Origin of the sequence: Nocardia australiensis (genome assembly GCF_020733705.1) — a bacterium.
Lineage (GTDB): Bacteria > Actinomycetota > Actinomycetes > Mycobacteriales > Mycobacteriaceae > Nocardia > Nocardia australiensis.
The window spans coordinates 25,839-44,829 of sequence record NZ_JAJFZM010000016.1 but is presented as its reverse complement, the minus strand read 5'-3'; the positions used below and the strand labels follow the sequence as shown (position 1 = coordinate 44,829).

Sequence of the window (18,991 nt, the reverse complement as noted above, 5' to 3'; positions counted from 1 at the left end):
GCCGACGCGGGGGCACTAATCGTTCGCCTCACGCGGTTGACGCGAGGTCGTGTGGTCTCGCCCCGCGTGTCCGGTTACCACCTGGTTGTTCGTCGGGCTAACTGGTCACGCGGCGCCTGGCTGTTGGCTGAACTCCACGGACCAGCGCTCATCCAGCGTGCCGACGCGGACTCACACCACCGATAACGGGTTGTTTGTCCGTGGCAGCGATGATCGGCATCGAACCGCGGTGTCATCCGGTCGCCTCCGTCACCGTCCGCCCGCGTACCAGCGCGAACGGTCGCTATCGGTGGCAACCAGTGCCAGTATCCCACACCGTCCGCCAACGGTTCGCCATCGGCGCACGACTCCCGCACACCTACACGGCGTCGAGGCTGGGTATCAGGCCGGGAATTCGGGGAACCAGAGAGCAATCTCGCGCTTGGCGGATTCCGGCGAGTCGGAGCCGTGCACCAGGTTCTCCTGGGTCTCCAGCGCGAAATCGCCGCGAATGCTGCCGGGGACGGCCTTCTCGACCGGATCGGTGCCGCCGGCGATCTGCCGGAATGCCGCAATGGCGCGTGGGCCCTCCAGAATGGCCGCGACGACCGGGCCGGAGGTGATGAACTCGATCAAAGAACCGAAGAACGGCTTCTCGGCGTGCTCGGCGTAGTGGCCACGGGCCACTTCCTCAGATACCTGCTTCAGCTCCAGGGCGGCGATCTTCAGCCCCTTGCGCTCGATCCGGGCCAGCACCTCGCCGACCAGGCCACGGGCCACGCCGTCCGGCTTGATGAGTACCAACGTCTGCTCAGTCACGGCGCACAGCCTACTGGCCGCCTACGGTACCCGGTAATCAGCGCCGGATCCGCTACGAACGCTGGGTGCGCTGGCTCGGGAGCAATCCGAGTTCCATGCGTCGTTTGACGTCGTAACGCAGGACCAGGATGAAGCCCCACACCACGGCGAACAGGATCCCCATGATGCCGATGGCGAGGTGCACGAAGACGCCGAGGATGAGCAGCACCTGTAGGGCGAGGTTGAACGGGACCGCCCATGGGCGGCGCTGGAAGCCGGCACCGAGAATCATCACCAGCGCCAGGATCACCAGATAACTCCCCGAGGCCCACGTGACACCGCCACCGACCGCGGCCACGACCGGCAGCGCGAGCAGCACGGTGATCGCCTCGAGAATCAGGGTGCCCGCCATGACACCGCGCAACCCCTTCCACGGATCGGTGGCGGGCGGCGCGACAGTCTTGTCGGCGTCGGTCGGCTCGGGCTCGGCAGCGCCGTCGGTTGCACTCATCGTGTCTCCTGATTCCGGCGCGCGCGGGTCGTCATGCCGGGTCCTTTCCGAACAGCGCGCGGGCCGCGCCCGCCGTGACTACCGAACCGGTCACCACGATACCGGCGCCGGATACCATTTCGCCCGCGTCGCCGACCTCTTCGGCCAGCGCGATGGCCGTTTCGAGTGCGTCGGGCAGTGCCTCGGCGGTGACCACGCGCTCGTCACCGAAGCGTTGTACCGCGAGGTTCGCGAGGGTGTCGACATCCATGGCTCGCGGGGAGCCGTTGGTGGTTACGACGATCTCATCGAAGACCGGTTCGAGCGCCTCCAGCATGCCCGCCGCGTCCTTGTCACCGAGCACCCCGACGACACCGACCAATTTGCGGAAGTCGAATTCGGCGGTCAGCGTCGCCGCCAGCGCCTTGGCACCGGCCGGATTGTGTGCGGCGTCGATAAAGATCGTCGGCGCGCTGCGCATGCGCTCGAGCCTGCCCGGGCTGGTGACGCTCGCGAAACCGGCGCGAATCGCCTCGATGTCGAGTTGACGCTGCGCGCCCGCGCCGAAGAACGCCTCGACCGCGGCGAGCGCGAGCGCGGCATTGCGGGCCTGGTGTTCGCCGTGCAGCGGCAGGAAAATCTCGTCGTAAACCCCACCGAGGCCCTGCAATTCGAGCTGCTGGCCGCCGACAGCGATCTGCCTGGCCAGTACCCGGAACTCCGAACCCGCCCGCGCGACCGCGGCATCGACCTCGACGGCGCGACGCAGCAGCACCTCCATCGCCTCGGGTTCCTGTTCGGCGATCACCGCGACGGTATCGCGCGGTACGACGCTCTCGGGCGCACGCTTGATGATTCCGGCCTTCTCCCCCGCGATGGCGGTGAGGTCGGTACCGAGGTAGTCGGTGTGGTCGAGGCCGATCGGCGTGATCACCGCGACCTGCCCGTCGATGACATTGGTCGCGTCCCAGCTGCCGCCCATGCCGGTCTCGACGACCGCCACGTCGATGGGCGCCTCGGCGAAGGCGGCGAAGGCCATGCCGGTGAGCACCTCGAACTTGCTCATGTCCGGGCCATCGGCCGCGGCGGACTGTTTATCGATCATCTCGATATAGGGCACCAGTTCGCGGAAGGTCTCCACGTATTGCGCGGGGGTGATCGGCTTGTTGTCGATGCTGATCCGCTCGGTAGCCAGTTGCAGGTGCGGGCTGGTTATCCGGCCGGTTCGGCGATGCAGCGCGGTGAGCAGCGCGTCGATCATCCTGGTCACCGAGGTCTTACCGTTGGTGCCCGCGATATGGATCGCCGGATAGTTCTGCTGCGGCGAGCCGAGCAGATCCATCAGGGTAGCGATGCGGGTCAGCGACGGCTCGATCTTGGTTTCGGGCCAGCGTCGATCGAGTTCCGCCTCGACCAGCGCCATTTCGGCTAGATCGACCGGCGACGGCCCGGCGCCGAGCCGCCCACCCGAGGTGGGCGAGCCCTCGTCGTCGTACTGCGGTTCCGGTTCGGTGTTCACTTGCCGCTCAATTCCGCGAGCCGGGCGCTGATGCGTGCGACTTCCGTCTCGGCGACATCGCGGCGGTCCTTGATTTTGTCGACCACCGCCTCGGGTGCCTTGGCGAGGAACGCCTCGTTTCCGAGTTTGACGGTGGTGGCAGCCAATTCCTTCTCGGCCGCGGCCAGGTCCTTTTCGAAGCGGCGGCGTTCGACGTCCAGGTCGACGGCGCCGGAGGTGTCCAGTTCCACGGTCACAGTGGCGCCGCTCAACCGGACCTCGACGGACGCGGTCACCGCGAAGCCGTCACCGGGCCCGGTCAGCCGGGCCAGATTGGCGACCGAGGCGTGCTGCTCGGTGAGCCCGGCGGCGTCGAGGCCGATCAGCTTGGCCGCGACCTTCTGCTTATCGGCCAGGCCCTGGTCGCTGCGGAACCGGCGAATCTCGGTGATCAAGCGCTGTGCGTCCGAAATGCGTTGCGCCGAAACCGCGTCAGCGGGCACGCCGGTTGCCTGCGGCCACGCGGCGACGACGACCGACTCGCCATCGGTCAATGCCTGCCACAGTGATTCGGTGACGAACGGGATCACCGGGTGCAGCAGCCGCAGCACAGCATCCAGGACATTGCCGAGCACCAGCGCGGTCGCCTCGGCGCGCGAACCCTCGGCGGCGAACTGCACCTTGGCCAGCTCGAGGTACCAGTCACACAATTCGTCCCACGCGAAGTGATACAGCGCCTCACACGCCTTGCCGAACTCGTAGCCGTCGAACGCCGAATCAACCTCGGCGCGAACCTCTTCGAGTCGATCGATGATCCACCGGTCGGCGTCGGTGAGGTCACCGCGAGCGGGCAGCGCGCCGGTGTGCGCGCCGTTCATCAGCGCGAACTTGGTGGCGTTGAACAGTTTTGTGACGAAACTGCGCGACGCGAGCGCGTGCGCCTGGCCGACCGACAGGTCGCCGCCGGGCTGGGCGCCGCGTGCCAGGGTGAAGCGCAACGCGTCCGCACCGTAGTCCCTGATCCACTCCAGCGGATCGATGCCGTTACCGCGCGACTTCGACATCTTCTTGCCGAACTGATCACGAATCAGCCCGTGCAGGAAAACATCCTTGAACGGAACCTGGGTGGCGCCGTTCTTGCCCGCGGTGAGCACCGGATCGTCGGCGACGAAGGTACCGAACATCATCATCCGGGCCACCCAGAAGAACAGGATGTCGTAGCCGGTGACGAGAACGCTTGTCGGATAGAACTTCTGGAGCTCCTCGGTGGAATTCGGCCAGCCCATGGTGGAGAACGGCCACAGTCCCGAGGAGAACCAGGTGTCGAGCACGTCGGGGTCCTGTACCCAGCCCTCGGGCGCGACCTCGTCCGGGCCGACGCACACCACCTCGCCCTCGGGGCCGTACCAGATCGGGATGCGGTGACCCCACCACAGCTGCCGTGAAATGGTCCAGTCGTGCATATTGTCGACCCAGTCGAACCAGCGTGGCTCTTGGCTGGGCGGATGAATCACAGTGTCGCCGTTGCGGACCGCGTCGCCCGCGGCCTTGGCCAGTGACTCCACCTTGACCCACCACTGCATCGACAGCCGCGGCTCGATCGCCTCGCCGCTGCGCTCGGAATGCCCGACGCTGTGCAGATAAGGACGCTTCTCGGCGGCGATACGGCCCTCGGCCGCCAACCGCTCGCGCACCTTGACCCGCGCCTCGAACCGGTCGATGCCATCGAATTCGGTACCGGTATCGCTGATCCGGCCGCGCTCGTCCATGATGGTCGGCATCGGCAGGTTGTGGCGCAGGCCCATCTCGAAGTCGTTCGGGTCGTGCGCGGGGGTGATCTTCACCGCACCGGAACCGAATTCGGGATCGACGTAATCGTCGGCGATGATCGGGATCTGCCGCCCGGTGATCGGGTGGTAGAGCGTGGTGCCGATCAGCGCCTGGTAGCGCGGATCGTCGGGGTGCACCGCGACGGCCGTATCGCCGAGCATGGTCTCCACCCGAGTGGTGGCCACGATGACGTGCGGCTCGTTGTCGTCGAGGGAGCCGTAGCGCAGCGAGACCAGCTCGCCTTCCACGTCCTCGTGCTTGACCTCGATATCGGAGATGGCGGTGCGTAGTTCCGGCGACCAGTTCACCAGTCGCTCGGCGCGGTAGATCAGGCCCGCGTCGTAGAGGCGCTTGAAGATGGTCTGCACGGCCCGTGACAGGCCCTCGTCCATGGTGAAGCGGTCGCGGCTCCAGTCGACGCCGTCGCCGAGCGCGCGCATCTGCCACTGGATGGCGCCGCCGGATTCACGCTTCCAGTCCCACACCTTTTCGATGAACAGTTCGCGGCCGAAGTCTTCCTTGGTCTTGCCGTCCACCGCGAGCTGCTTTTCCACAATGTTCTGCGTGGCGATCCCCGCGTGGTCCATGCCGGGTAGCCACAGCACTTCGTAACCCTGCATGCGCTTGCGGCGCGACAGCGTGTCCATCAGGGTGTGGTCGAGAGCGTGGCCCATGTGCAGGCTGCCGGTGACATTCGGCGGCGGCAGCACGATCGAGTAACCGGGCTTGTCGCTTTCGGCGTCGGCGATGAAATAACCGGCGGCTACCCAGCGCTCGTACATCTCGGCCTCCACCTCGCTGGGGTTCCAGCTCTTGGGGAGGGCATCGGCACGATTACGCGAGTTGTCAGAGGCTGCGCTGGTCACCCGACGATTCTAGTGGTCGGGTTGGATGCGCTCGCACAGGCCACCGAGCATAGAAAAAGACGGAGCCTTCGGTGGATGAGGGACACCGAAAACTCCGCCTACACATAAAAGCCTACCGCCGATCAGAGCCCGACCGTGGAATCCATATGCAATTCTCAGATTCTCGCCCGCACTCAGAGAACCAGCACCGTGAGCGCGCCCGATACCGCGCGCAGCGTGACCGGCAGCGTGCCCGCCGGCTCGCCGTCGGCGGTCGCGGGAGCGCCGGGCGCGGTGAGAGTCACCTGCTCGACGCGGTACTGCTTGGTCTTCGGGTGGTCGATCCGTTTGCCCGCCGACAGCGCGGGCAACAGCCGCAGCATGTCCCGCCGCGTGACGGCGCCGACCACGGTCAGATCCAGCAGCCCGTCGTCGGGTTTCGCATCCGGGCAGATCAGCATGCCGCCTCCGTAGGTGCGGGTATTACCCACCGCCACCATGACCGCGGCGGTCTCGATCACGGTGTCGGACACCGGATTATCGAGCGCGCGGTGGGCGACACCGAATAGCTCCATCCGGTAGGGCACGGCGAAGCGGCCGACGATCTCGACGAGCGCGGCGATCGTATAGCGCAACGGCCCCTTCGGCCACCGCATCCTGTTTGCGCGCAGTGTGACTCGCGCGTCGAAACCGGTGCCGGTGACGGTGGCGAACCATTTGGGTTCGACACCCGGCGCCTCCGATTCGACCACGCCGAGGTCGATGGTCCTGGTGCGGCCGCGAAGTATCAGATCGGCGGCGGCGACGGGATCGTCGGTGGGCACGCCGATTTCCCTCGCCAAATCATTGCCGGTGCCGGCGGGGATCAGCCCCAGCGGAACACCGGTCTGTGCGACCGCCCCGAGCAGGACGTTCATCAGCCCGTCGCCGCCGATACAGACCACCGCGTCCGGCGGGTGCGCGCTGTCGATCGATTCCCGCACCAGGCGCACCGATTCGGCTGCCGTCGGCGCGCGAACCTCGGTGACCTCGACACCGCGTTCGGCGAACCTGGCCAACGCCGCCGCGGCCACGCCGTGTCCTCTTCCGACACCGGAGTGCGGGTTGGTCACCACCGTCAGCGTGCGCAGCGAACGGGGCGAATCGGGTGTCACGGGACCAGCTTTCCCGGGTTGAGGATGCCCGCCGGGTCCAGCTGCTGTTTCACCGCTCGCAGAATCCGAACGCCGAGGTCGCCGATCTCGGCGGGGATCCACGGGCGGTGGTCGGTGCCGACCGCGTGGTGGTGGGTGATGGTGCCGCCCGCGGTCATGATCGCATCGCCGACGGCCTGTTTCGCCGCGTGCCACTGGGCGATCGGATCGTCGAGCTGTTTGGCGATGATGGTGAAGTACAGCGAAGCGCCGGTCGGGTAGGTATGCGAAATGTGGCACATCACCAGCGGCGGGGTGCCCTGTCCGGCAAGCGAATCCGTCAGCGCCGCGGTCACCTTCGACTTGAGGGCGGCGAGGTTCGACCAGGTAGTCGCCGTTTCCAGGGTTTCGCACAGCACGCCGACATCCAGTAGCGCGTCGCGCATGTAGGGCGCGGCGAAACGGCCGTGCTCCCATTCCTGAGCGGGCGTCTGTCCCAGCGCATTGCCGCCCGCCGCCGCGAGCAATGCGCCCGCCTCGGCGCTGCGTGCCGCGACGTGCGCGGCGGTGCCCTCGAAGGTGGTGATGGCCAGACAACCCGCCACCGGGTTACCACCGATATCGGCGGTGCGGGCCAGGTTGACGCCGGTCTCGACCTCATCGGACAGCCGGAGCACGGTCGGCGCCGCACCCGCCTGCACCACCGAACGCAGTGCGGCGGCGCCGGTTTCGAAGTCGGGGAACGACCACGCCTGGTAGCCGATGGTTTCCGGAACCGGATGCACCCGCAGTGTGACCTCCGTGATCACACCGAGCGCCCCCTCCGAGCCGACGAAAAGCTCGCGCAGATCCGGACCCGCGGCCGACGCGGGTGCGCGGCCGAGTTCGATGGTGCCGCTGGGAGTGGCGATCTTCAGGTGCTGGACCATATCGTCGAAACGGCCGTAGCCCGCCGAAGCCTGGCCCGATGATCGGGTCGCCGCGAAGCCACCGATGCTGGCGAATTCGAAGCTTTGCGGGAAGTGGCCGAGCGAAAGGCCATGGGCGGCGAGCAATTTCTCGGCCGCCGGCCCCGTGAGGCCCGCGCCGAGTGCGGCCGTGCCGCTGATGGGGTCGACCTTCGAAAGCGTGTCCAGCCGTCGCAGGTCCAGCGCGATGACGGTATCGAAGCGACCGCCGATCGGATCCACGCCGCCGACCACGCTGGTGCCGCCGCCGAACGGGACGACCGCGATGGCATTGGCGGCGCAGTAGGTCAGCACCGCGAGCACCTGGTCGTGATCGGCCGGGTAGACGATCGCGTCGGGGGCGTCCTGAGGCCCTTCGGCGCGGCGGCGCAGCAGGTCGGGGGTGCTCTTTCCGCCGGCACGCAGCAGGCGGTCGTGATGGTCGACCGAGACGTTGTCAGCGCCGACCACCGCGCCCAGGCCGTCTCGCCGGTCAGGCGTGAGCGCCGACTCACGCAGCGGCACGTCAACCTCATCGCGGCGCGTCACCGGATCTCCGGACACTCCGAATACCTGCGCCAACAGCCCCCGAATCTGCGCCGATAGCGGCTTGTGTCCGGCGGGAATACCCCAGGCGTCCCACACCATACTCGCCGCTTGCTCCGGCCAGCCCGGCTTTGTGGCGCTGGAGGACTCGCTTGCGGATTGCCCGGTGTCGCCGGTGCGCTGCGTCTCGACCATACGTTACAGTTTGACATATACTGTCAAGCAGTAACGTTCCGACATACCGTTTCCGGCGCCTGGCGTTTGCCACGACGCCGCCTACCCCGGTGGTGACCCGATGACTGCCCCCGACGAGTCCGCGACCGAATCCACGCTCTCGGCAATCGACCTCGCGATCCTCGACGCGGCCCGCGACTGCGTAGAGGAATTCGGGGTCCGACGCACCACCCTGACCGAGGTCGCCCGCCGCGCCGGAGTCAGCAGGCCGACGGTCTATCGCCGCTGGCCCGATACCGGCTCGCTGGTGGCCGAGCTGCTGGTGCGCGAGTTGCGCACGGTCGTCACCGCGACCATGCCCACCGCGGGAACGGCGCGTACCCGCCTGGTCGGCGGCATCGTCACCGGCGCTGCCGCCATCCGGGAAAATCCGTTGTTCGGCAAGATCTTCCGCACCGACACCGATCTGATGCTCACCTATGTCTTCGGTCGCCTCGGCCGCAACCAGCGACACCTGATAGCCCTGTTCACCGCAGGAATCGAAGAGGGCCAACGTGATCGCTCCGTCCGCGACGGCAACCCCGAACAGATGGCGACAATGCTGCTGTTGATCGCCCAATCGGCGGTGCAATCCGCGGGCACCGTCAGCTCGATCCTCACCGGCGCCGCCCTCGATGCCGAGCTGGTCCGCGCCATCGACGGCTACCTCGCCCCCGCCTCGCCGACGCCGGGAAAGCACCCCGCATGACCGCGCGACCCGAAGACGCGGCGATCCGGCCACCGCAACCATGCCGTATTGCGATAACGAAAGAGACTGTCATGACCGTGAATTCCGCCGACACCACCGGCAACTCCGCGCTGAACGCCGAACGGCGCGCCCGCGAACTGCGCGACCTGGGCGACGGAGCCGAGATCGATGTGCTGGTGATCGGTGGCGGCGTCACCGGTGTCGGCGCCGCCCTCGACGCGGCCGCGCGCGGGCTGCGGACCGTGCTGGTCGAGCGGCATGACCTGGCCTTCGGCACGAGCCGTTGGAGTTCGAAACTGGTGCACGGCGGGCTGCGCTATCTGGCTGGCGGACAGGTGGGCATCGCCCACGAAAGCGCCGTCGAGCGCGGCATTCTGATCGGCACCACCGCACCGCATCTCGTGCGCCCGCTACCGCAACTCGTCCCGTTGCTTCCGGAAATCGGTGTCGCACAACAATCGCTGATTCGCGCCGGCTTCGTCGCGGGTGACGTGCTGCGTCGCAGCGCGGGCACTTCGCCCGCCACACTGCCCCGCTCGCGTCGCGTCGCCGCCGCCGAAGCACTGCGACTGGCGCCGACGGTGCGCCGCGACGGACTGCGTGGCGGGCTGCAGGCGTGGGACGGACAGTTGGTTGACGACGCCCGCCTCGTTGTCGCGCTGGCACGTACCGCGGCTGCTCAGGGCGCGACCATCCTCACCAGAACCGAGGCGATCGAGGTGACCGGAGATTCAGCCACACTGCGCGACACCCTGTCCGGCGAAACCATGTCCGTCCGGCCGCGTACCGTCCTCAACGCCACCGGCGTCTGGGCCGACGAGGTCGACCCGAGCATCGAACTGCGTCCGAGCCGCGGCACCCACCTGGTGTTCTCCGCCGAATCATTCGGCGGCCTCACCGCCTCACTGACCGTCCCGGTTCCCGGCAGCACCAGCCGCTTCGTCTTCGCCTTCCCCGCCGCGCACGGCCGGGTCTACCTCGGCCTGACCGATGAGGACGCCCCCGGCCCGGTCCCCGACGAGCCGAAGCCCACCGACGCCGAAATCGACTTCCTACTCGACACCATCAACACCGTGTTGCGAGAGCCACTGACCCGCAACGATATTCGCGGCAGCTACGCCGGTCTGCGTCCGCTGTTGAAGACGGCGGACAACAGCACCGCCGACATCTCCCGCAAGCACGCGGTACTGCACTCCCCCACCGGGGTCATCACCATTGTCGGCGGCAAACTCACCACCTACCGCCAGATGGCCGAAGACGCCGTCGACGCCGCGATCACGCAGGGCATGCTCACCGCAGGCTCCTGCCGGACCAAACGACTGCCTTTGGTGGGAGCCGTCTCCGGCGCGGCGCGCGACCATATCGACGCACCCCCCGCCCTGATCGAGCGCTATGGCAGCGAAGCCCCGCTCATTCTCGCTGCGGCGCATAACGATCCAGCGGGACAAGAACCCGTAGCTCCCGGAATCGATGTAATCGCAGCGGAATTCGACTTCGCCGTCTCCCACGAAGGCGCCCTGGATATCTCCGATCTACTGGACCGCCGCACCCGGATCGGCCTCGTCGCCGAAGACCGGCAAGCCGCGCTACCGGCAGCCGAAGCCGCGTTCGCCGACCGCCGTTAGCGCATCTCGTCGGCGGACCAGACCAAAACAGGGGTTCAGAACGCCGGGTCGAAGGCCCAGGTATCCACCTCCGCACGCATGCAGGCGCGTGGCCACTGATCCAGGCCGTGAGCGGCTTCGGCGGCACGAATCGCGCACAGAGCCGGCGTCTCGTCGGCAGCAGGGAGGTAGCGGAAGCCCAGGCGCTCGTAATATGGGCCGTTCCAGGCGACGTCGACGAATGTGGTGAGCGTTATCGCCTGCATCCCTTGGTCTTTCGCCCACCGCACCGCGTGGTCGAGCAGGCGTTTGCCGATGCGTCTGCCCGCATGGTCCGGATGCACCGAGACCTGTTCGACGTGCGCGGCACCGTCGACGATGCCGAGGATCAGGTAACCGACCGGATGATCGGTGTCGTCGGTCCATACCCAGGCGCGGCCCGCCCGCTGAAATTCGCGCAGGGTTTCCAGCGGCGGCGGCGGGTCGTCGGCGACCATTGTCATGCCGATGTCCGCGAACAGTTTCCCGCTCGCATCCTCGATGTCCCGCAACACCGGAAGCTCATCGAGGGTGGCCTGCCTGATCATCCGCACGACGGCTCCTTGGTTGTCATCGAATCGCCCGAGTCATCGACCGGGGTAGCGAGGATGCCGTTGATCAGGACCCGCAAGGCCCAGGCCTCGCGGGAATCGCCACCACCGCCGAGGACCTGATCCCGCATGGACACGATCGACGGATCCCCCTCGACGGGAAGCCGCGCGGATATTCGCTCGATCCCCGCAACGTAATCCTCCTCGCTACCGCCCTCGACATTGTCAACGCTTTGCTGCGCGGCCCGCGCGGTGATGTGCAGATAGATCAGGTCGACGGCCCAGGAATTGGTCCGTGCGTCCAGTCCGCCCTCCTCCAGCAGTGTCAGCAATCGCTCGACCAACAGCAGCGCGTTCGGGCTGGTGGGTTTCGCCCCGAGCGCGACGAGCGCGAGCCCCTCGTGCCTGCCCATCGCCGCGACGACCGACTCGACCAGGGTGATGATCCGGTCACGCCAGGTGCCGCCGGTCGGCAGCGGCACGGTGCCGAGCACCTGATCGAGCATCGCGGCCATCAGGTCGTCACGATTCGCGACATACACATACAGCGACGCCGCACCGGTATCGAGATCCTGGGCCACGCGGCGCATCGTGAGAGCGGCCAGGCCCTCGGCGTCGAGAATCCGCAGGCCGGTTTCGACGATAGTCTCACGACTGAGAGGAGCCTTCGCGGGACGAGCCCGGCGGCTGACGGGTGCGGCACTCATGCCGGCGAGCATACGCGCCGACGAACACCGTTCGTCACGATCGACGCTCGCGCACCGTGTGCTTTCACACAATCGGCTGTGGCTCGATCCGACCGCTGCCGGTGCACCGAATCCACTGCCCACCAGACCAATTCGCCCGCCACCCGTGAACAACCGCAGTCGTCGAGCCCACTCCTGCAGCGCCCCGGATAGCCAAGGGCCCGATTCCGGCCGCCCGGACGCTCTATGCTGGACGCCGAGTGTGCCGGAAAGGAGGGCGCGGGTGCGCAGTGACCCGTCCACCGTTGGCATCGCGCCTGGTAATGGTTTGATCGCACGTTTCGGCGCGGTCGTCGTCTATCTCGCCGACGAAACATCCTCTACCGACCGGATTCTCGGTGCGGTCGAGGCCGTCGCCGACACCCCGCATCCTGGGGCGGCCATTGCGCTACGGCTGGCCACGGTCGTGTTCGGGAGCGGATCCCAGCCGCCACCGTTCGGGGTGATCGCACCGACCGCCGACGGCACCGTCATCTTGCTGCGCGGCGCGGTGAGCGCTGAGATCGACGGACCGGAGGGTGTGCGGCGGCTGGCTGGAGCCAGGGCGTTCACCTGGGTCGACGAGATCGTGCGTGAACCGGTGCGGCGGATTTCCGTTGGCGCGGACTCCGCGCTGCCCCTGACCCCGCACCCACGCGCCGACTTGCGCGCCGGGGTTGTTCCCGGCGGTGGATTCGTCTTCCGCGTCGGCCTGCGCAAGGCCCGGAAAAAGATCGAATCCACACCCGGCCCGACCGCACAGGGTGGCGGCGACAAGCCCGAACCACCACCCACCGCGCCGGCCGGACTGGCCGCACTCGCCGAATCGGCACCGGACGACTCCGACCCGACAGGCTCGACAGTCCGCGCGAACTCCGGCACCGGCGGCCGATCATCGACCGCCCACTCCTCGAATGGCGGCAGCCTGAACGACCGCGGGTCCAACAGTCGTACGTCGAACAGCCCTGCTTCGAACAACTCGGCGCGCAATCCCCACGCTCCGGAGGACATCGGGACCCAGGCCGTGCATCTCGCCTGGTCCCAGGTATCCGACGCGACCAGGCCCGCGACGCCGTCGCGCCCCGAACCCGTGGCGCTGAGAAAGGTTCCGGCTCCCGACCGGATCCACCCGCGACGCGTGTGCGGGGCGCAGGGCGCCCCCAAGGCGGATACCTCGAAGGCAGTCGGTTCGCCCACCGGCGCGCTGGTGCTCGAGGACGGCGCCGCATTCCCGCTGGACCGTCCGTACGTCATCGGCCGCAATCCCACCGCCGACGACGCGGTGCGGACGGCGACCGCCTCCCCACTCGCCGTCCCTCGTGACCGGCACGTTTCGCGGGTGCACGCCTATGTCTCGCCCGATCGCGGCAAGGTGTATGTGCGCGACGCATCCACTCCCGCAGGCACTTTCATCGCGGCTCCCGGCACCGACCAGTGGACTCGTGTCGGCACCTCTCCCGTCGAATTACCGCCCGGCTGGCGAGTGCGCATCGGCCGGCGCATCCTGACCTACCGCACGGAGGATCGGCGCGAGACTCCTTCCGAGATCTCCGGTGCGCGCGGCCGACCCTGACGGCGAGGCCCACCGAGATCCTCTTCTCACCGAGAGGACAATGACGACCATGCACCGTAATGGGCCGACACAGGACGTCAATGAGTCTCTGCTGAGCGTGACCCACCCGAAGCAGCAGGCGGCAGGCCTTACCGCTGTCGCGGTGGCACTGAAACGCGCGGTCGAAGAGATGGGCGTGGTCCGCACCGCCCGCACGCTGGCGCGGGTCAACCAGGTACACGGCTTCGACTGCCCCGGCTGCGCGTGGCCGGAGCCGACCGGTCATCGACGCCCGGCCGAATTCTGCGAGAACGGCGCGAAGGCGGTCGCCGAGGAGGCGACATTGCGCACCGTCACTCCGGAGTTCTTCGCCGCGCATTCGGTCGAGGACTTGGCCGGGAAGTCGGGCTACTGGCTCGGTCAACAAGGCAGACTCACTCACCCGATGGTGCTGCGCCCTGGCGACACCCACTACTCCCGCATCGAGTGGGCCGACGCCTACCAGTTGATCGTGTCGCACCTGCGGGCAGTCGGCTCCCCCGACGAAGCCCTCTTCTACACCTCCGGACGCACCGCTAACGAGACCGCCTTCCTCTATCAGCTGATGGTCCGCAGCTACGGCACCAACAACCTGCCGGACTGCTCGAACATGTGCCACGAATCCTCGGGCGCCGCACTGACCAGCTCCATCGGCATCGGTAAGGGCTCGGTGTCGATCGATGACTTCGACGCCGCCGACCTGATCATCGTCGCGGGCCAGAATCCGGGCACCAACCATCCACGCATGCTGAGCGCGCTCGCGGGCGCGAAGGCCAAGGGCGCCAAGATCATCGCGGTCAATCCGCTGCCGGAGACCGGGCTGCTCGGCTTCCGCGATCCACAGACCGTCAAGGGCTTCACCAGTGGCGTGTCCATCGCCGACGATTTCCTGCAGATCCGCCTCGGCGGTGACCTGGCATTGTTCCAGGGCCTTGGCAGGCTGCTGCTGGAAGCAGAGGATGCCGCACCCGGCACGGTGGTCGATCGCGAGTTCGTCGACACTCACTGCGCGGGTTTCGCGGACTACGAAAAGCATATTCGCGCCATAGATTTCGATACTGTACGAGTAGCGACCGGTTTGACCGCTGACGAACTCCGGCGCACCGCCGGACTGTTGGCCGAATCGAAGAACACGATCATCTGCTGGGCAATGGGCCTGACCCAGCAGGCGCACGGTGTCGCCACCATCGAGGAGGCGACCAATCTCCTATTACTGCGCGGCATGATCGGCAAACCGGGCGCGGGCGTATGCCCGGTGCGCGGCCACTCGAATGTGCAGGGCGACCGCACCATGGGTATCTGGGAGAAGATGCCCGACACCTTCCTCGATGCGCTCGACCGCGAATTCGGCATCACCAGCCCGCGCAAGCATGGCCTCGACACGGTCGACGCGATTCGTGCCATGCGCGAAGGCAGGGCGAAGGTATTCTTCGGCATGGGCGGCAATTTCGTCTCCGCCACCCCCGACACCGCCGTCACCGAGGCCGCGCTGCGCGGGTGCGCGCTCACCGTACACGTCTCTACCAAACTCAACCGCAGCCATATCGTGCACGGACAGACAGCGCTGATTCTGCCCACCCTGGGACGCACCGACGAGGACCTGCGTGATGGCGTGAAACAGCAGGTGTCGGTAGAGGATTCGATGTCGATGGTGCATCTGTCCACCGGTCGCCTGAAGCCGGTAAGCGACGAGTTGCGCAGTGAGGTCGCCATCGTCTGCGAACTCGCGCAGGCAGTGTTCGGCCCCGACCATCCGGTGCCGTGGTCGCAATACCAGCGCGATTACGACAAGATTCGCGACGCGATCGCCCGCGTGGTCCCCGGCTGTAGCGATTACAACCGGCGGGTGCGCGAGCGCAACGGCTTCGTACTACCCCATCCACCGCGCGATTCCCGCGAATTCCGCACCGCCACCGGCAAAGCCAACTTCGCGGTGAACGACCTCACATGGACACCGGTCCCGCCCGGCAGGCTGATCCTGCAAACGCTGCGCAGCCACGATCAGTACAACACCACCATCTACGGCCTGGACGACCGCTATCGCGGCGTACACGGCGGCCGGAAAGTCATCCTGGTGAACCCCGACGACATCGCCGAATCAGGTTTCCACGAAGGCGATTTGGTAGATGTGATCTCCGAATGGACCGACGGCACCGAACGCGCGGTGTCGGGCTTCCGCATCGTCGGCTATTCGACACCACGCGGGAACGCTGCCGCCTATTATCCCGAGACCAACCCGCTCGTCCCGCTGGATCATGTTGCGGCACGGTCGAATACACCGGTTTCCAAGGCCGTGACCATCCGGCTGAAACGACACGATCACCTCGGAGGCAGCGATGAGTAGGGTCACCGCACGCCGCCGCACCATCCGGATCACCCCGAACGGTGAGATCACCCGGCCGGACACCTTGGTGGTGGAGGAGCCGCTCGAAATCCGCGTCGACGGTCAGCAACTCACTGTCACCATGCGCACACCGGGCAGCGATATCGAACTCGTACACGGATTCCTGTTGGGCGAGGGCATCATCGGTGCCGCTGACGACGTGGTCTCCGCCCGCTACTGCGCCGGAACTGACGAGAACGGGCACAACACCTACAACGTGCTCGATGTCCAACTGCGTACCCCGGCACCGATACACGGTCGCAACGTCCTCACCACCGGCGCGTGCGGGCTCTGCGGCAAAACAGCGCTGGAAGATGTCCGCACCCGCACACGATTCCCCGTCCCCGCCGATGGGCCTGCCGTCAGCATCACAACGCTGGCTGAACTGCCCGGCGAATTACGTTCCCGCCAAAGAGTTTTCGAGGCCACCGGTGGCCTGCACGCGGCGGGCCTGTTCACCACCGACGGCACCGAACTCGCCGTGCGTGAGGACATCGGCAGGCACAATGCCGTCGACAAGGTACTCGGCTGGGCGCTACTGGAAAACCGCGTTCCCGCAAACGATCTCGTGCTCATCGTCAGCAGCCGCGCATCGTTCGAACTGGTCCAGAAGGCGGCGATGGCGGGCATCCCGGTGCTCGGAGCCGTCTCCGCGCCCAGTTCCCTCGCGGTAGATCTGGCCGATGAATCCGGCCTCACCCTCATTGGATTCCTTCGCGGCGACACCATGAACATCTACACGGGATCACACCGCCTCGATCGCGCCGCCGCCCCGTCCCCGACCGTCGTTCGGACGCGGTGACCCGCTCCTGACCAAGGTGACTCTTCGCCCGTCGCCGATGTCCGAATTACGGTTGCGTCACTCGATCGAGAAATTCGGCATGAGCGGAGCGAGCGATGCGAATCCCGGTGGAAGGCAAATCCGGTGAGCTGTGCGTGCGAATGCGATATCCCACCCTGTCCGGTCCGGCGCCGGTGCGTATCCGATTCCCACGGCGCCGCGAACACTGATCGGTCAGGACTCGTTGCCCCAGCCACCGACCGAGGTGAGGTGGTCGAGCGCCTTGCCGACCGCCGGAGCACACAGGTAATGGTCGGCGGGCCCGAGCCAGGTCAGCTCCTCGATCTCCGCCGCCGGTGCGGGGTCACCGTGTCCCGGCGCGCTGAAGCAGTGCATTTCGACGACGGTGCCGGGACGCCCGTGGGCGGGAGCGGTAATTGTCACCACGGGCGTGATCCGGTGCGCCTCCAACTCGACGCCGACTTCTTCACGAACTTCACGAACGAGCGCTCGCGCCAGCGTTTCCCCCGGCTCAGGCTTGCCGCCGGGCAGGTAGAAGGCGTCGCGTCCCTTAGTGCGGACCGCGAGCAAGCGGCCGTTCTCGACGCAGAGCCACGCCACCGACGTGAGCGTTCGTTCCCCAATCATGATCTGCAGATACTACGACGCGCGTCAGGCCTCGAGCGCCTCGAGCAATGCCGCACGCTGACGGGCGCCGAGCCCGCCGATGCGGCGATCCTCGGGAATCTCGGCCTGGTCGAGCAGCTTCGCCGCCTTCACCGGACCGACCCCGGGTAGAGCCTTGATAACGGCCGCGACCTTGGTCTTCTTCACCAACTCGTCGCTGTCGGCCTTCTTCAGCAGCTCGGCGACCGAAACCTGGCCCGCCTTCACTTTGCCGATCAGTTCGGAGCGCGCCTTGCGGACCGCAGCCGCCTTGGCCAGCGCTTCAGTGCGCTGTTCCGCGGTCATGGTAGGCAGTGCCATGTCTCCTCCGCTTTCACTCGTCACTCGAACATCTGGTTGACCGGACCGAGTAAACAGCACCGCGCCGACAGCACAACCACGACACACCGGGGCTAGATCCCACGAAATGGAGACGAGTTCCCGGCCTGGGGGCGTTCAAACCTGTGAAAGGCTGGCGGGTAGCGGTCAAAATGGACGAAACGAACCCGATCAAGCAGCCGCCGCTTACTCAATTCGGCCCCCTCGACGGCGGCCATCAGGCACCCGGCGGAACACAAATCGTGCGCCAGGTAACGCCCAGGTCATCGAGCACGACACCTTAAACAAGTGCACTGCACGACATCAAGGTTCAACGGCGAACCAAGGAGGATCAACGGCGATCTTCGCCCCGGGCGCGATCGGCAGGCAGCAGCTACCGATCACCACCGTATCGAATGCAGCGCACTATGAACAGAACACAACCGGCATGTAAGACGCCGGAGCGAGCACAGGCGCTCGTGACTACTCGCGGGGCGCAGTCGTCGACGCGGGCACCCACAGCGCCACCCGCTGCGCCGATCCGCAGACCAGAATGCAGGACTCCATCGCGTGGACACTGCTACCCTCCAAATTGGAACACGTTTCAATTTGGAGGGAGTTTTCATGGCAGAGCAGGTTCGCGATGTGGTCGAGCGGTACGTCAAACTGGTCGGCTCCGGTCCGACCGAAGAAATCGTCAACCTCTACGCCGCCGACGCGACCGTCGAGGACCCCATCGGCACACCGATCAAGCACGGCCACGCGGAGATTCGCGAGTTCTACGAGGTGCTCGGCAAACTCGACCGGGAAACCGAACTGAAAGTGGAGACCGTGCGAATCGCGGGCAACCACGCGGCCTTCATGTTCACCATCGTCACCAAGTTCGGCGACCAGAGCTTCACTCTGATGCCCATCGATGTCATGGAGTTCAACGACGAAGGCAAGATCATCAACATGCGCGCGTACTGGAGCCCGGAGGATATGAGCAGCCAAGCGGTTTGAGACAGGGTAGGTAGGCCGGTCGACTAGCTGGAGCTTCGACGACGCAACATCGCGTAGTACACGCACAGGGGTTCGATCGGGTTGGTGAAAATGGTGACCAGCTCGAACCCGAAATGCTCGTCCAGCCATTCGACACACGTCGTCAGACCGGCCACCAGACCGTCCGTGTCCGGCTCCGGGCCTATCCGCCAGCGCAAGCCGCCCTGGATTCGGCTGAACAGCACAAGGTGCTTGTGCTGGTAGGTGCGCATATCGACAGCACCCGTCAGCACGGCTCGGACATCCAATAGCTGACCCGGCCCAGCCGGACTCATCGGTTGTTGCGGTTGCACCCCGAAAAACC

The 18,991-nt window shown here is 66.6% G+C and carries 17 protein-coding genes; 6 read left to right on the top strand and 11 right to left on the bottom strand.

What is annotated here, in order from left to right; translation table 11 throughout:
• Nucleotides 1–381 precede the first annotated feature (381 nt).
• From ndk to LKE06_RS27500, 6 genes are all read right to left on the bottom strand, one after another.
• The gene (gene ndk / locus LKE06_RS27525) at nt 382–798 is read right to left on the bottom strand and encodes a nucleoside-diphosphate kinase (RefSeq protein WP_228002254.1); all 417 of its coding nucleotides are present in this window, start codon (nt 796–798) and stop codon (nt 382–384) included.
• A 52-nt stretch (nt 799–850) separates the two neighbouring features.
• Nucleotides 851–1,288 (bottom strand): DUF4233 domain-containing protein, encoded by a 438-nt coding sequence (locus tag LKE06_RS27520; protein WP_228002253.1) that lies wholly within the window; start codon nt 1,286–1,288, stop codon nt 851–853.
• A gap of 31 nt (nt 1,289–1,319) precedes the next feature.
• A complete protein-coding gene (gene folC, locus LKE06_RS27515; RefSeq protein ID WP_443678139.1) occupies nt 1,320–2,786 on the bottom strand; it encodes a bifunctional tetrahydrofolate synthase/dihydrofolate synthase in 1,467 nt (488 codons plus the stop codon).
• Nucleotides 2,783–5,461, bottom strand: coding sequence for a valine--tRNA ligase (locus tag LKE06_RS27510; RefSeq protein WP_228002252.1), 2,679 nt, complete (start codon nt 5,459–5,461; stop codon nt 2,783–2,785). The genes folC and LKE06_RS27510 overlap by 4 nt, the downstream gene beginning before the upstream one ends.
• A gap of 173 nt (nt 5,462–5,634) precedes the next feature.
• Entirely contained in the window at nt 5,635–6,594 is a 960-nt protein-coding gene (locus LKE06_RS27505; RefSeq protein WP_228002251.1) for a diacylglycerol kinase family protein, read from the bottom strand.
• The gene (locus LKE06_RS27500) at nt 6,591–8,168 is read right to left on the bottom strand and encodes an FAD-binding oxidoreductase (RefSeq protein WP_228002582.1); all 1,578 of its coding nucleotides are present in this window, start codon (nt 8,166–8,168) and stop codon (nt 6,591–6,593) included. Before LKE06_RS27500 ends, LKE06_RS27505 begins: the two co-directional genes overlap by 4 nt.
• A gap of 193 nt (nt 8,169–8,361) precedes the next feature.
• Here LKE06_RS27500 and LKE06_RS27495 point away from each other — a divergent pair, with 193 nt between their 5' ends.
• Both LKE06_RS27495 and LKE06_RS27490 read left to right on the top strand, forming a co-directional pair.
• Entirely contained in the window at nt 8,362–8,988 is a 627-nt protein-coding gene (locus LKE06_RS27495) for a TetR/AcrR family transcriptional regulator (RefSeq protein ID WP_228002250.1), read from the top strand.
• A 71-nt stretch (nt 8,989–9,059) separates the two neighbouring features.
• On the top strand, nt 9,060–10,613 hold the full coding sequence (locus LKE06_RS27490) for a glycerol-3-phosphate dehydrogenase/oxidase (RefSeq protein WP_228002249.1): 1,554 nt from the start codon (nt 9,060–9,062) through the stop codon (nt 10,611–10,613).
• Nucleotides 10,614–10,648: 35 nt separating this feature from the next.
• On the opposite strand, the gene LKE06_RS27485 is transcribed toward LKE06_RS27490, so the two are convergent.
• Nucleotides 10,649–11,179, bottom strand: a complete 531-nt coding sequence (locus tag LKE06_RS27485) for a GNAT family N-acetyltransferase (protein ID WP_228002581.1) — start codon at nt 11,177–11,179, stop codon at nt 10,649–10,651.
• Complete coding sequence (locus tag LKE06_RS27480) at nt 11,176–11,889, bottom strand: TetR/AcrR family transcriptional regulator (protein ID WP_228002248.1); 714 nt, start codon at nt 11,887–11,889, stop codon at nt 11,176–11,178. The genes LKE06_RS27485 and LKE06_RS27480 overlap by 4 nt, the downstream gene beginning before the upstream one ends.
• Nucleotides 11,890–12,151: 262 nt before the next feature.
• On the opposite strand from LKE06_RS27480, the gene LKE06_RS27475 reads away from it, so the two are divergent.
• From LKE06_RS27475 to fdhD, 3 genes are read left to right on the top strand one after another with little or no spacing between them, the layout of a single operon-like run.
• Nucleotides 12,152–13,480 carry an FHA domain-containing protein gene (locus tag LKE06_RS27475; protein WP_228002247.1) on the top strand — a complete coding sequence of 443 codons (1,329 nt, stop codon included), beginning with the start codon at nt 12,152–12,154 and terminating at the stop codon, nt 13,478–13,480.
• 49 nt (nt 13,481–13,529) lie between these two features.
• Nucleotides 13,530–15,842 carry an FdhF/YdeP family oxidoreductase gene (locus LKE06_RS27470; RefSeq protein ID WP_228002246.1) on the top strand — a complete coding sequence of 771 codons (2,313 nt, stop codon included), beginning with the start codon at nt 13,530–13,532 and terminating at the stop codon, nt 15,840–15,842.
• Nucleotides 15,835–16,683, top strand: a complete 849-nt coding sequence (gene fdhD / locus LKE06_RS27465; RefSeq protein ID WP_228002245.1) for a formate dehydrogenase accessory sulfurtransferase FdhD — start codon at nt 15,835–15,837, stop codon at nt 16,681–16,683. The genes LKE06_RS27470 and fdhD overlap by 8 nt, the downstream gene beginning before the upstream one ends.
• 213 nt (nt 16,684–16,896) lie before the next feature.
• On the opposite strand, the gene LKE06_RS27460 is transcribed toward fdhD, so the two are convergent.
• Together LKE06_RS27460 and mihF are read right to left on the bottom strand one after the other, a co-directional pair.
• Complete coding sequence (locus LKE06_RS27460) at nt 16,897–17,310, bottom strand: NUDIX hydrolase (RefSeq protein WP_228002244.1); 414 nt, start codon at nt 17,308–17,310, stop codon at nt 16,897–16,899.
• Nucleotides 17,311–17,334: 24 nt separating this feature from the next.
• Nucleotides 17,335–17,649, bottom strand: coding sequence for an integration host factor, actinobacterial type (mihF, locus tag LKE06_RS27455; RefSeq protein WP_228002243.1), 315 nt, complete (start codon nt 17,647–17,649; stop codon nt 17,335–17,337).
• Between the two features lie 621 nt (nt 17,650–18,270).
• On the opposite strand from mihF, the gene LKE06_RS27450 reads away from it, so the two are divergent.
• Nucleotides 18,271–18,648 carry a nuclear transport factor 2 family protein gene (locus tag LKE06_RS27450; RefSeq protein WP_228002242.1) on the top strand — a complete coding sequence of 126 codons (378 nt, stop codon included), beginning with the start codon at nt 18,271–18,273 and terminating at the stop codon, nt 18,646–18,648.
• 23 nt (nt 18,649–18,671) lie between these two features.
• Here the strand turns inward: LKE06_RS27450 and LKE06_RS27445 are convergent, their stop codons facing one another.
• Nucleotides 18,672–18,980 (bottom strand): hypothetical protein, encoded by a 309-nt coding sequence (locus LKE06_RS27445; protein ID WP_228002241.1) that lies wholly within the window; start codon nt 18,978–18,980, stop codon nt 18,672–18,674.
• Nucleotides 18,981–18,991 lie beyond the last annotated feature (11 nt).